Here is a 13,908-nt window from a genome sequence, read left to right on the forward strand (position 1 = left end):
CGACCCGGCAGGCCCGACCACCGAACGCCAGGGCGGGCCACGACGCCGGGTGATGCCAACGAGGAGCAGCGGATGAACTTTCATACCCGCAAATGGATCAAGCCCGAGGATCTCAATCCCAACGGTTCACTGTTCGGTGGAAGCCTGCTGCGCTGGATCGACGAGGAAGCGGCGATCTACGCCATCATTCAGTTGGGTAACGCCCAGGTCGTGACGAAGTACATCTCCGAGATCAACTTCGTCTCTAGCGCCCGTCAGGGGGACATCATCGAGCTCGGCATTACGGCCACGCACTTCGGCACCACCTCGATCACGCTGGAATGCCACGTGCGTAACAAGATCACCCGCAAGAGTATCCTGACGATCGACAGAATGGTCTTCGTGAATCTCGGCGACGACGGGACCCCCGCGCCCCACGGCCGCACCGAGATTACCTATATCAAGGACCGCTTCGAGGGCTGAAGCCGTAAGCCGTAAGCCGTAAGCCGTAAGCCGTAAGCCGTAAGCCGTAAGCCGTAAGCCGTAAGCCGGGATGCAACCATTTACCTGCATAACCAATCGGCTTACGGTTTTACTTACAGCTTAAAGCTCACAGCTCCGGGCGAAGCCCGGGCAACTACTGCCCCGCAATCGTCATCGAATCGAGCAGCCAGCTGCCGGTCTGGATGCTGCCGCGTCGGTCGATGTCATCGCCGATTCCCCGCAGGCCGGCAAACATGTCGCGCAGGTTGCCCGCCACGGTGAACTCTTCGACCGGATGGGATATCTGGCCATTCTCGATCCAGAAGCCCGCAGCGCCCCGCGAGTAGTCCCCGGTCACCGGATTGAGCCCCTGGCCCATCATTTCGGTCACCATGATGCCCGTTCCCATCTGCTGCATCAGGTCCTCCAGCGAGGTCGTCGGCGCCTGAATGCGCACGTTGCGCGCGCCACCGGCGTTGCCGGTGGTCTGCAGTCCCAGTCGCCGAGCGCTATAGGCGGCCAGCATGTAGCTCGCCAGCTTGCCTCGATCGATGAAGACATTGTCGCGCGTGGCCACGCCGTCGCCATCGAACGCGGCGCTCGCCATGCCACCGATCTCGCGCGGATATTCGCCCAGCGAGAACCACTCGGGAAACAGCGTCTCGCCCAGCTGGTCACAGAGGAAAGAAGACTCGCGATAGAGCGCTCCGCCGGCAATGCTGTTGAGCAGGTTGCCGACCAATCCGCGAGCCATGTCCGGCGCCAGCAGCACCGGCAATCGGCCGGTCTTCGGGCGCTGACCGCCCAGCCGGCGCAGCGTGCGCTCGGCGGCGCTGATGCCCACCGATTCCGGGCTGGCCAGATTGCTGGCCCGGCGCGCCGTGGTGAAATCATGATCGCGCTGCATGCCATCGCCACTGCCCCCGATCAGCAGGCACGAAAGCGAGTGCCGCGTGCCACGCTTGCTGCCCAGGAAGCCGTGACTGTTGGCGTAGACCGTGACCACCTCGGAAGAAGACAGGCTCGCTCCCTCCGAGTTGGTGATGCCCGCCTGCTCGCGGCCGGCCGTTTCGCAGCGTAACGCCAGCTCGATCGCTTCGTCCGTGCTCAACGCCCAGGGATGATGCAGATCCAGATCCGGCAGATCGGTCGCCATCAGTTCGGCGTCCGCCAGCCCCGACGCCGGGTCCTCGCCGGTATATCGCGCGATCGAAATGGCTTTCTCGACCGCGGCACGAATGGAGGCATCGCCCGCATCCGACGAGGAGGCGTTGCCTTTGCGGTTGCCCACGTACACCGTGACCGCAATGCCTTGATCGCGGGAGAGTTCCACGGTCTCGGTCTCGCCGAGCCGCACGCTCACGCCCAGCCCCTGGTCGACGCTGGCACCCACCTCGCAGGCGTCCGCTCCCAGTCGTTTGGCGAGCTCCAGCGCCATGCCGGCGCGCTCCTCGAGACGCGACTGCTGCGCCTCGGCATTGAAAGCTTGACTCATCTCGGACTCCTGATTCATGAAACTCGGATCGTGGACATTCGGATCACAGCCCGGGGTTGCCGGTAACGCAGGCCATCGAAGCGGCCTTGCGGCCCGGCTTCACACGCATGATGCACCCCATGCGTTGGCGTGCGGGTTCACGCTGATATACTGCGGCCTTCATTCGTCGCTTGGGGTAACAACATGGGCAAGGGTTCGGACAACGACATGGCTTTCGAGGACGACGCGCCTCCCAGCAAGAGCCAGCTCAAACGCGAAATGCAGGAGCTGCAGGCACTGGGCGAGCGCATCATCGCGCTGGACCCGGCCGTGCGCGCTCGACTGCCGCTCTCCGACGACATGCGTGACGCCGTCGAAGAAACCGGACGCATCCGTTCCCACGAAGGCCGCCGTCGCCACATGCAGTACGTCGGCAAGGTCATGCGCAAGGAAGATCGCGAAGCGATCCGGGCCGCCTTCGAGGAGATCGACCAGGAGCATGCCCAGCGCAACGCGGCTTTCCACCGGCTCGAGCAGCTCCGCGATCGATTGATCGACGATGACGAAGCACTGGAGCCGTTCATCGAAGCGCACCCCCAGGTCGACCGCCAGGCACTGCGCCAGCTGATTCGCAACGCTCGCAGCGAGAAGCAGCGTGCCAAGCCGCCCGCCAGTTCGCGCAAGCTGTTCCAGCTGCTCCGCGATACCGTCGGGCTCTGAGCGCCAGCCACGACGACCCGGCACCGGCAAACGGTCGAGTTACGCATCCTCTGCACTCGTGGCCTAGGATGCCGTACCACCGACCGTGATCTCGTCCAGCTTCAGCGTCGGCTGGCCTACGCCAACCGGCACCCCCTGCCCCTCTTTTCCGCAAACCCCGATGCCGCTATCCAGCGCCATGTCGTTGCCGATCATCGAGACATGCGACATGGCCTCAGGACCATTGCCGATCAGCGTGGCGCCCTTGACCGGCGCCGTGATCCTGCCGTCCTCGATCAGATACGCCTCGGAGGCGGAAAACACGAACTTGCCGGACGTGATGTCCACCTGGCCGCCGCCGAAGCTGACCGCATAGATGCCGCGCTTGACGCTCTTGACGATCTCTTCCGGATCGTCCTGGCCCGCCAGCATGTAGGTGTTGGTCATGCGCGGCATGGTGACGTGGGCGTAGGATTCGCGGCGCGCGTTGCCGGTGGGTTTCATGCCCATCAGCCTGGCGTTGAGCTTGTCCTGCATGTAGCCGGTGAGAATGCCATCCTCGATCAGCGGCGTGTACTGACCCGGCGTGCCCTCGTCGTCGATGCTGAGCGACCCGCGGCAGTCGGTGAGCGTGGCGTCGTCGACCACCGTGACGCCCTTGGCGGCGACCCGCTCGCCCAGACGGCCGGCGAAGGAGGAGCTCCCCTTGCGGTTGAAGTCGCCCTCGAGCCCGTGGCCCACCGCTTCATGCAGTAGAATGCCCGGCCAGCCATTGGCCAGCACCACCGGCATCTGGCCCGCGGGCGCGGCCACCGCGTCCAGATTGACCAGCGCCTGACGAACCGCTTCGCGAGCGTACTTGTCGGCCACGTTCTCGTCGCGCAGCCGCTCCATGGAATAACGGCCGCCGCCGCCGGCACTGCCCCGTTCACGCTTGCCGTCCTTCGCCACGATCACGTTGACGTTGAAGCGCACCAGCGGACGGATGTCGGCCGCCAGCGTGCCGTCGCTGGCGCACACCAGCACCACCTCGTGAACACCGGTCAACGACGCGCTGACCTGCGTCACGCTGGGGTCCGCCGCCCGCGCCACGCGATCCGCCTGCTTGAGCATGGCGATCTTGTCCTCGGCACTCAGCCCGCTCAGCGGATCGATGCCCTGATAGCGAGAGGCCGCCGCGGCGACCTGGATCGACTTCGGGGCGCGCCGATCGCCGCTGCGGGCGATACCGGAAGCCGTGCGCCCGGTATCCAGCAGCGCGTCCTGGCTGATCTGGCTGGAGTAGGCGAATCCGGTCTTCTCGCCGGAGAGCGACCGCACGCCGACGCCGCCATCGATGCTGTAGCTGGCGTCCTTGACCTCCCCATCCTCCAGCACCCACATCTCGTGCCAGGTGCGCTGGAAAAAGAGATCGGCGTAATCGATCCCGACGCCCATGGCGTGGCCGAGGCCGACATTCAACGATTCCACGTCCAGCCCACCCGGGGTCAACAACAGCGTCGACGCCTGCTTCAGGGCATCATCACTCGTTTGTCTCATCGGACTCAGTGTCATTGGGCACTTTCCAGGTTGATGTTCGGCGAGGACCAGGGGCCCTCGATGCGATAGTAAATCTGCGTTGCCCGATCCAGCCAGCGGCCGAACAGCTGGTCGAAGACGAATAGGCCAACGCCGACCTGCGGCGCGCCGGCCATGACCGCGACAAGCGGCAGATTCTGGCTTACGGGAACGGTGATCCCGAGGCGCTGATCCAGCGTCTGGCGGTTGAGATCGACGCTGCCGGCCAGCGTGAACCGCGTCGCGGTGCCATCGATCACGATCGGCCCTTCGGTCTGCAGACGCCCGTTGTACAGGGTAGCGCTGCCCTTGAGGCCATTGAAAGAGGTACCGCCGCTGGTGACGTCGGAGAAGTCCAGTTGCAGGCGCCGCAGGATATTGTCGAGGTTGAAAAGCCCCACCAGCTTGGCCCCGGACGAATGGATCTGACGCAGCCGCCCGTTGCTCATCGTGGCCTGGACCCGCCCCGTCGACAGCGGCAGGGCAAACTGCCAGGGCGCGCCCGGCCAGGATAGCTGGAGATCGACCTTGGCGCTTTCACTGGTGATCGGCACCTGCTGATCCAGCACACGGAACACGCTCCCGACATCGCCGCCGTTGGCCTGCAACCGGGCCCGGCTCAGGCTCGCGCTCCCGGCGGCCTCCCAGTCGAGCGATCCCGACAGATCCAGCTCGCCCAGGGAAAGCGTCAATGGCTCGACGGTCAGGCGTTGCTCGTCGGCCCGCCAGGTCGCTTCCAACGGCCCGAATCGCTGCCCCTGACGCTCGAGCTCCGCGATACGCACGTGGCCCGCCGGTGCCTTGGCCAGTTCCGCAGGCAGCGCAATCGGATGAGGTGCGGTTTCGATCGCCTCCATCAGGCTAGAGGAATCCTCCGCTCCCTTGTCGTCGGGCGTCAACGCATCGAGATTGAGCCGCTGCAGATCGACATCGATCGGCATCGCCGACTCCGACTGCCAGCTTGCCTCGCCAGCGGCGATGCCGCCATCGAGCGAAAGCCGCCAACCATCGGAAAGCGGCGCGGCGTCGACCTGCAAGCCCCCGAGACAACGGCCTTTTACTAGGACGCATGGCGTCGACAGTGCCACCCGTTTGAGCCCGCCACCATCGCTCACAGGCTGGGCGTCTGGGTTGTCGGCGTCGTTTTCGAGCGTGGTCTCGAGGCGGTTTTCTGGCGCCGAAGCCGCATCGGTAGCCTCCAGTTGGGTCAGCGCCTGAACCCACCGCTGCGTATCTACGCGGTCCGGACGCCACAGCACATACCAGCCCGGCTCGCTGGGCCAGGCCGCCTGTTTGCCCGGCCACCCTTCCAGCCATACCTGCCCCTGGGCCTGATCCTCGATCGTTCGCCAGCGCGCACGCCCCCAGCTCCCTAGCGTCACGCTGCCGGTACCCGCGGCGATATCGGCATCGATTGTCAGGGCTTCTTCGGACTTGGGCACTTTACCGAATGGCGGCGGCAGCGCTATTTCCAGCCCCTGCAGATCGCTACGCAGTGTCAGGCTGGCACCGTTCTTGGAGTCGCCCTGATCGTCGAAGTCCATGCTGGCCTGATAGGGGAAGGAACCGCTCAGCAGACCGTCGACACGGCCCAGACCGGCCCACTCGAGTAGCCCGCCCCCCTGAACCTCTCCTTCGAACGCAATACCGCTGGAGCCATTCTGGTAGCCACCGATGTTGAAGTGAGCCTGGGTCGGCCCATCGAAAGCCCGGGCGTTCAGATTCCCCGTGACGTAGTCCTCGCCTTTTTCACGACGATAACGCAAGTCGCCGCCGATATCGGCCAGCGTCAGTTGCAGCTCGGGAAAGGTCAGCCTCTTCGCGTCGATCTGCCCCTGGATGTCGACTGCCATGTCTGTCTCGGCATCGCTCCCGTCGGTCATCGGCATGGCGACATGGAGCCTCGCATTGACCGCGCCCTCGCTCTGCCAGCGTCCAAACGTTTCGCTCATCGATTCCAACGGTGCGTGAGCCAGAAAATCGAGCACGCCGCCGCTACTGCCATCGACGTCGCCATCGATGGTCAGCTGCTTGTCGGCCAGCTTGACCACGGCGTTTCGCGTCGTCAGGCCATGGCTGGTGGCGTGCTCGATATCGGCATCGAGATTCATGTTTTCCATCTGCAGGTGGCCGTAGACCCGCTCCAGCGCCGGCCACTCCGGTGCGTACTGCAGTCGCCCGTCGGCAACGTCCAGCGACAGCGTGAAGTAGTCGTCCGGGTTGACGAACATCTTCCCTTCCGGCGCCTCCTTGTCGCTCAAGGTGACCGATAGCCCCAGCTTTCCCTGCTTGACGATGCCGCCGATATCACCGCCGAACCACTCGCGCAGCTGCTCGTCGTCGATCACTCGCGTCGGCAGCCACGACAGCACTCGCGAGTTTCGTGCATCGGCATTGGCAAAGGCGAGATCGAGGAGGAAGGTGCCGGGCTTGTCCTGGGCATCGTAGAGCGTCAGTCCGAATCGCCCCTCGGCACTGGCGCCACGCCACCCCGCCTCGAGATTCTCGCCGCTGATGACGGCGCCCTGCTGCGTCAATTCGAAGTCGATCTGACCACTGGCATGAGAGAGATCCAGAGGGTCGGCGTAGACGATGGGGATCGAGAACTGCGTCGATTCATCTCCGGCAAAAGAGACCGTGCCGCCACGCCCGCGAAAGGTGACCCACGCATCGACAGGGCCGCCGCCGGGGATCTCGTTCCAGGCCGTTACCGAGGCCCCCTCGAGGGCACTCTGCGCGTACCACTCTCCCTGATCCTGCCCCACTTCGAAGCCGGCAACGTGACCGCGCGGGTCGAGCTGTATCAAGGTCTGGGAAAGCTCGAAAGGCAGCGGCAGATAGCGCAGGTAATCCGTCATGCCCGCCAGGTCGAAAGGTGCGCTGCGCAGCCGCCAGCCGCTGTCGGTGGACCGCGCCTGCAACTGCTGCGGCCAATCGATCGCCGCCAGCCCGGCGTGGGAGAGTTTCAGGCCATCCAGCCAGGCCTGCCAGTGACCGTCCGCTCGCCGCTGTAGTCCGGCATCGAGGCCCAGCTGCGTCAGCGTCTCGGAGATTTCATTGCTGGTGTCGACCACTCGGAGGGTTGGGATATCCATGGACAGACGACCATCGCGCAGCCCGCCATCACGCCATGCGCCCGTCACGGACGCCTGCCCGTCGATCAGGCCCAGCGCCTTCGGCCAGCCCGAACTCGCCACCGCCAGCGCCGGCGACAGTGCAGCCAGATCGAGCTTTCCGGCGAAGCGCGCCTCGGGATGGCTGGCGCCGCCGGGCGTATCCGCTCCAGTGCCCGTCTCCTGGTCGCCGCTCTCGATCGTCAGATGCAGCTGTCCGGCGTTTTCGTCACTGGCATTCAGCGAGGCCTGAATCGACGCCTGACTGCCTCGACTGGCCAGCGTCAGCCGGGATACCGCCACCCGCGCCTGCTCGCGCTGTCCATCCTGCTCGCGCGGCCCATGCAGCACCAGCGTGACATCCTCGAACGTCGCCTGCTGGCGCATCAGCGTGCGCAACCAGCCATCGACGCCGAGTGACGATGAGGACTTCGAATCGTCGGGCCCGCCGAACCAGCGGCTGCCCGCGCCATCCGGCCACGCCCACTGGCCATCGGCGGTCTGGTAGAGATGCAGCGTCATGCCGGCGACCTCGCCTTCCCGAATCACCGGCGCGCCCAGTTGCCAGCTCGCCAGCGTCTCGAGACGACCTGCCGCGTGGTTGATACTGAGCAGTGGCCGTCCACTTTCGCTCGTCAAGCGGAGATCGTCGACTGCCAGGCGGGGATTCCAGTGGCGAACTGCCAGCGACAGCCGGCCGAGTTCGGCCTGGGCATCGAGCTGATGTTCCAGCGTCGAGGCAAGCCAGGGACTTAGCCGGTCGATCTGCCACGCCGCCAGTCGAACGCCGGTCGAGAGCACGGCGACGACGATGGCGACGAGAGCGACCAGCATCAGCAGCCAGCGCCATGTCAGTCGCAAACGAGTGATCCACGGACGGCTCATCGGCTCACATCAGTACGATGTCGTACTGTTCCTGGGAGTAGTGGGCCTCGACCTGAAAGCGGATGGTCTTGCCGATGAAGGACTCGAGATCGGCCACGGCGGCGGACTCCTCGTCCAGCAGACGATCAACCACGGATTGCGATGCCAGCACCATGTAGGTTTCCGGCGAATAGGCACGCTCTTCGCGCAGAATCTCGCGGAAGATTTCGTAGCAGACCGTCTCCGGCGTCTTCAGCGAGCCGCGCCCCAGACAGGTCGGACAGGGTTCGCACAACGTCTGCTCGAGGCTCTCTCGGGTGCGCTTGCGGGTCAGCTGCACCAGGCCCAGTTCGGTAACGCCGGTCAGCTTGTTCTTGGCGTGATCCCGCTCCAGCGACTTCTCGAGCACGCGCAGCACCTGACGCTGATGCTCCAGCTCTTCCATGTCGATGAAATCGATGATGATGATGCCGCCGAGGTTGCGCAGCCGCAGCTGGCGGGCGATGGCGGTGGCCGCTTCGAGGTTGGTCTTGAAGATGGTCTCTTCGAGATTGCGATGGCCGACATAGCCGCCGGTGTTGACGTCGATGGTAGTCATCGCCTCGGTCTGGTCGATGACCAGATATCCTCCGGACTTGAGCTGCACCTTGCGCCCCAGTGCCTTCTGGATCTCGTCCTCGACGCTGTAGAGATCGAAGATCGGCCGCTCGCCGGGATAGTATTCGATGCGCGACTCCATCGTCGGCATGAACTCCCGGGCGAACTCCTTGAGCTTGAAGTAGTTCTCGCGGGAGTCGATGCGCACCTTCTCGATCTGGTCCCGCATCACGTCGCGAAGAGTGCGAATGAACAGCGGCAGATCGTCGTAGATCGGCGTCGCGACCGGCGCCGTGGTGCGTCGCTCGGCGATCTTCTGCCACAGACGCTGCAGAAAGACCATGTCGGCGAACAGCTCTTCCTGGCCGACGCCTTCGGCGGCGGTGCGAATGATGAAGCCACCGCAGCCCTCGTCCGGCAGCTCGGCCTTGCCACTCTCGACCAGGGCCTTCAGTCGCTCGCGCTCGGTATCGTCCTCGATGCGCTGCGACACGCCGACATGGGGCGAATCCGGCATGTAGACGAGATAGCGGGAAGGAATGGAGAGATGGGTCGTCAGCCGCGCGCCCTTGGAACCGATGGGGTCCTTGGTGACTTGGACCACCAGCGGCTGCCCGGCGTGGAGCAGATGACTGATGGAGGCCGGCTCATCGCGCACCGAATCGTGCGGCGCATCCGGCGGCAGCACTTCGTTGACGTGGATGAACGCCGCGCGTTCGAGTCCGATATCGATGAAGGCGGCCTGCATGCCCGGCAACACGCGAACGACCTTGCCCTTGTAGATATTGCCGACGATACCGCGGCGTCGGCTGCGTTCGATGAAGGCTTCCTGCAGCACGCCGTTTTCCACCACGGCAACCCGCGTCTCCATCGGCGTCAGATTGATCAGTACTTCACCGCTCATGCGGGCATCCTTGTCAGAACCTGCCTACGATCTGCTGCGCGTCGGCCAAACATTGTTGAGTCGGAGCTTCGCGGAGACAACAGCCGGAGGCTGGCCCGTAGGGCGAGCGAAGCGAGGCAAACACTTTCGGAATGCTCATTTAACCCCATGTAAACTCCGCATCCTAAAGTGTTTTCGCCCCGAATTATCCAGAATCGAGACTCTAGCTCGCGAGATCGTAAACAGATTCTTGCGAGTTGTTGGGGCCATGCTCGAGATTATGACACAGCCCCGACACCATCCCACAAGGCGATGCCCTGAGCGCGCAGGAGTCCCGCCGTCTCGTAAAGCGGCAGCCCGACGACCGCGGAATAGCTTCCCTCCAGCCGTTCGACGAAGATGGCCGCGTGTCCCTGGATCGCGTAGCCGCCGGCCTTGTCCGCCGGCTCTCCCGTCGCCCAGTAGGCGGCCATTTCCGCCTCGTCGATTCGGCGCATGGATACGCGAGTGGCAACGAGACAGTCACGCATGCCGTGGGCGCCGATCACCGCCACGGACGAGAGTACGCGATGGGTCCGCCCGGACAGCGTCGCCAGCATCTCGCGGGCGTGCGCCTCGTCGTTCGGCTTGCCGAAAATGGCACCATCGCAGACCACCACGGTGTCCGCACCCAGCGTCGGCAACGAACTGCCGATGTGGCCCGCCTCGGCCTTCTCGCGGGCCAGACGGGAGACGAAGTCCTCGGGCGATTCACCCTCGCGGCGCGACTCGTCGATATCCGCGGGCGCGATCTCGACGGCAACACCGATCGAGGCCAGCAACTCGCGCCGACGCGGCGAGGCCGATGCCAGGCGCAGGACAGCCCGGGAAGTGGATTGAAGAAAGGAGGCCATCGTGATTCCTCGTCGGAAACCTGAGAGTTTTCGGGCCGCGGCGGCACCGCAGCCGAGAAACGCCGATCATGCCGGAGGCGCCTCGACAGCGTCGATTGCCGAACCTAACCGATTCCCAGCCGACGCCGCACCACCTGCATCATGGTGAAGAGCCACGGCCACAGCAGCGCCCCGATCAGCGCCGGCAGCAGGAATTCCAGGCTGACGGAGATCGGCCCGAAGATCGTGCGCAGCCACTGCTCCACCAACTGCGCGATACCCAGGAGGATGAAGACCAGCACCGCCTGCTGCCAGATCGAGTAGACCCGGAAGCGCTGATAGAGCAGCAGAAAGAGATAGGCCAACAGCGAGAGCACCAGCGCATTCTGCCCCAGCGGCGCGCCCTCGATCAGATCGAGCATCAGACCCAGCACGAAGCCGTGGAGCACGCCGACCCGCTGCGGCGTGGCGACACACCAGTAGGCCAGCAGCACGCCCAGCCAGTCCGGACGCCATACCAGCCAGGCATCCGGCAGCGGCATCACCTGCAGGCAGAGCGCCAGCAGCAGCGTGAACCAGACAAAGAGATAACCGAACGGGCCCATGTTCACTCCTGCTCCGTCGACTGCAGCATCAGCGCGGCGGTCAACGCCTCTTCACTGATACGGTTGGCGTCGGGATGCGCCGGATCACCCGGCCAGACCACCTGTCGCGCCATGCGCTCCGGTCCGCTGAGGTTCTCGTCGGGACGCTCGGGGGGAAACAGCAGCAGGAAGTAGCGCGATCGCTCCGGCTGGGCAATCGGCTCGGCCGACACCTCCATGAATGCCTGGCTCGACTCGCGCTTGACCTCGTCGACTCGAGCCACCGGATATCCCTGCGGGAAACGCCCTCCTAGACCGGAAGTCACCAGCAAATCGCCTTCGCGAATGTCCGCCGTGGCCGGCACGCTGGGAATATTGAGCGTATCGAGTTGGCCGGTGCCCTGAGCGATGAAGCGCAGACCGTTACGATTGATCTCCACCGGCACGGCGTGGTTGGCATCGGCCACCATCAGCACGCGACTGGTATAGGCGGATACCGATACCACCTGACCGATCAGTCCAGAGGCGTCCATCACCGGCTGGCCGATGTAGACGCTGTCGCGGCGACCGCGATTGATCACCATCTGCTGGGTGAACGGATCGGAGTCCAGCGACAGCAGCTCGGCAGTGATGTAGGGCACATCGGCAGGATTGGGCGCGTTCAGCAGCTCGCGCAGGTGGATGTTCTCGGCGGTCAGGCTCGCCATGCGCTGCACGCGGTTGGAGAGCGTCAACAGCTGCTCGCGCAGCCGCCCGTTCTCGTCGATCAGCGCCTGCTGATCGGAGATCGCCATGGCGCTCCAGCGCACCCCCTCACTCGGCAGCGCCACCAACCACTGAATGGGCGCCACGACCGTGGTCAAATGAGAACGCGCCGTCTCCACCGCACTGAAGCGATGTTCGGCAAACATCAGCCCGAATGCCAGCACCGCACACAACAGCATGCGGTACGTCGGTATCGGGCCGTAGGAAAACAGCGGTTTGATAGGCCTCACCCCCACCTACCGTGGACGGATGGCGCCACCCGGCGGCTTCATCCGTCGCGGCTGGCCTCAATCGCTGGAGAGCAGTTCGAAGGTATGCTGATCGATCATCTCGAGCGCCTTGCCGCCACCGCGTGCCACGCAGGTCAGCGGATCCTCGGCGATGATGACCGGCAGGCCGGTTTCCTCGGCAATCAGCTTGTCGATATCCCGCAGCAGGGCCCCGCCACCGGTCAGCACCAGGCCACGTTCGGCGATATCCGAAGCAAGCTCCGGCGGTGACTGCTCCAGCGCGCTCTTGACCGCGGTCACGATGGACGCCAGCGGCTCCTGCAGCGCATCGAGAATCTCGTGGGAGTTGAGCGTGAAGCTGCGCGGAATGCCCTCGGCCAGATTGCGGCCGCGCACATCGATCTCGCGCAGCTCGCCACCCGGATAGGCGCAGCCGACCTCTTCCTTGATCCGCTCCGCCGTGGCTTCGCCGATCAGGCTGCCGTAGTGACGGCGCACGTAGGAGGTAATTGCCTCGTCGAAACGGTCGCCACCCACACGCACGGATTCGGAATAGACCACGCCGTTGAGCGAGATGATCGCGATCTCGGTCGTGCCACCACCGATATCGACGACCATCGACCCCTGAGCCTCCTCGACCGGCAGACCGGCACCGATCGCGGCAGCCATAGGCTCCTCGATCAGATAGACATCACGCGCTCCGGCGCCCTCGGCGGACTCCTTGATCGCGCGGCGCTCGACCTGCGTGGACATGCAGGGAACGCACACCAGCACACGCGGACTGGGTGTCAGGAAGGTGCTTTGATGAACCTTGCGTATGAAGTGCTGCAGCATCTGCTCGGTAACGGTGAAGTCAGCAATCACGCCATCCTTCATCGGACGGATGGCGGTAATGTTACCGGGCGTGCGCCCCAGCATCCGCTTGGCGTCGAGGCCCACGGCCGCAACACTGCGCATGTTGCCGGATTGGCGAATCGCCACAACGGAGGGTTCGTCCAGGACGATACCGCGACCGCGGACGTAAATCAGCGTGTTGGCGGTTCCCAGATCGATCGACAGATCGCTCGAGAACAGCCCCCGTAAACGTTTAAACATGGAAACTTTTACCTAGTCCAGACCGGAACCCTGTGCGGACGCAAACGGTATCACCGTGGGGGTAAAGCAGCAAGCGCGAGCCTGCCAGATGGGGCGTGAATATGATAATGTCTCCTCCATTTCTTGCACGTGGCGAACATGAGGTCGCGAACCTTCGCGGCCTTTTCGCGACGAACGCTCCAGAGACGAATCGTTCCGGAGACGGAACCGCCGCCAATGCGGCGTCTTCGACACCAACGACGCGATGTCCCAACGAGAGGACCTTCACTACATGGCAATCGAACACTCGGACGTGTTGCGCGCAGCGCATCTGGCACGCCTGGGTCTCAACAGCGACGCCGAAGCGGCCGGCTATGTCGACGACCTGACCCGGATTCTTGAAATGGTCGACCGCCTGCAGGCCGTGGACACCGAAGGCGTAGCCCCTTTGTCTCACCCGCTCGACGCCACTCAGCGTCTGCGACCGGACGAAGTCACCGAGACCAACCAGCGCGAAGCCTTCCAGGCCTGTGCGCCGGAAACGGCCGATGGTCTCTATCTGGTACCGCGCGTCGTCGAATAAGTTCGACGCTATGAGTAGCCGAATAAGTTCGACGCCGTGAATAGCCGAACGAGTTCGACGTCATGAACCGACAAACAAGTTCGACGCCGATGGCGAGACGATCAGGTTCGGCGCCATTTCTTCGATGGGCCGGCACCATTCGCCCCCCATT

The 13,908-nt window shown here is 64.3% G+C and carries 11 protein-coding genes; 3 read left to right on the forward strand and 8 right to left on the reverse strand.

Annotated elements, in window-relative coordinates; translation table 11 throughout:
• The first annotated feature begins 72 nt into the window (after positions 1-72).
• Positions 73-462 (forward strand): acyl-CoA thioesterase, encoded by a 390-nt coding sequence (locus tag R3F72_RS02975; protein ID WP_087717941.1) that lies wholly within the window; start codon positions 73-75, stop codon positions 460-462.
• Positions 463-616: 154 nt separating this feature from the next.
• Here R3F72_RS02975 and pmbA read toward each other — a convergent pair whose 3' ends face one another.
• Positions 617-1,957 carry a metalloprotease PmbA gene (gene pmbA / locus R3F72_RS02980; protein ID WP_087718113.1) on the reverse strand — a complete coding sequence of 447 codons (1,341 nt, stop codon included), beginning with the start codon at positions 1,955-1,957 and terminating at the stop codon, positions 617-619.
• 183 nt (positions 1,958-2,140) lie between these two features.
• On the opposite strand from pmbA, the gene yjgA reads away from it, so the two are divergent.
• Positions 2,141-2,656, forward strand: a complete 516-nt coding sequence (gene yjgA / locus R3F72_RS02985) for a ribosome biogenesis factor YjgA (protein WP_256961046.1) — start codon at positions 2,141-2,143, stop codon at positions 2,654-2,656.
• A 63-nt stretch (positions 2,657-2,719) separates the two neighbouring features.
• Here the strand turns inward: yjgA and tldD are convergent, their stop codons facing one another.
• The 7 genes from tldD to R3F72_RS03020 form a co-directional block, all read right to left on the reverse strand.
• Complete coding sequence (gene tldD, locus R3F72_RS02990; protein WP_087718115.1) at positions 2,720-4,174, reverse strand: metalloprotease TldD; 1,455 nt, start codon at positions 4,172-4,174, stop codon at positions 2,720-2,722.
• 11 nt (positions 4,175-4,185) lie between these two features.
• Positions 4,186-8,166: a YhdP family phospholipid transporter gene (locus R3F72_RS02995; RefSeq protein ID WP_332778879.1), complete on the reverse strand. Its 3,981-nt coding sequence runs from the start codon at positions 8,164-8,166 to the stop codon at positions 4,186-4,188.
• Between the two features lie 28 nt (positions 8,167-8,194).
• Positions 8,195-9,670: a ribonuclease G gene (rng, locus tag R3F72_RS03000; protein ID WP_087717943.1), complete on the reverse strand. Its 1,476-nt coding sequence runs from the start codon at positions 9,668-9,670 to the stop codon at positions 8,195-8,197.
• A gap of 257 nt (positions 9,671-9,927) precedes the next feature.
• Positions 9,928-10,542: a Maf family protein gene (locus R3F72_RS03005; RefSeq protein ID WP_332778880.1), complete on the reverse strand. Its 615-nt coding sequence runs from the start codon at positions 10,540-10,542 to the stop codon at positions 9,928-9,930.
• Positions 10,543-10,646: 104 nt separating this feature from the next.
• On the reverse strand, positions 10,647-11,126 hold the full coding sequence (gene mreD, locus R3F72_RS03010) for a rod shape-determining protein MreD (RefSeq protein WP_110598221.1): 480 nt from the start codon (positions 11,124-11,126) through the stop codon (positions 10,647-10,649).
• A gap of 2 nt (positions 11,127-11,128) precedes the next feature.
• Positions 11,129-12,100 (reverse strand): rod shape-determining protein MreC, encoded by a 972-nt coding sequence (gene mreC / locus R3F72_RS03015; protein WP_303853433.1) that lies wholly within the window; start codon positions 12,098-12,100, stop codon positions 11,129-11,131.
• 57 nt (positions 12,101-12,157) lie between these two features.
• A complete protein-coding gene (locus tag R3F72_RS03020; protein WP_071232911.1) occupies positions 12,158-13,195 on the reverse strand; it encodes a rod shape-determining protein in 1,038 nt (345 codons plus the stop codon).
• A gap of 271 nt (positions 13,196-13,466) precedes the next feature.
• Here R3F72_RS03020 and gatC point away from each other — a divergent pair, with 271 nt between their 5' ends.
• Complete coding sequence (gene gatC / locus R3F72_RS03025) at positions 13,467-13,757, forward strand: Asp-tRNA(Asn)/Glu-tRNA(Gln) amidotransferase subunit GatC (RefSeq protein ID WP_332778881.1); 291 nt, start codon at positions 13,467-13,469, stop codon at positions 13,755-13,757.
• Positions 13,758-13,908: the final 151 nt, after the last annotated feature.

Source organism: Salinicola sp. 4072 (assembly GCF_036663415.1).
In the GTDB taxonomy this organism is placed as follows: domain Bacteria; phylum Pseudomonadota; class Gammaproteobacteria; order Pseudomonadales; family Halomonadaceae; genus Salinicola; species Salinicola salarius_A.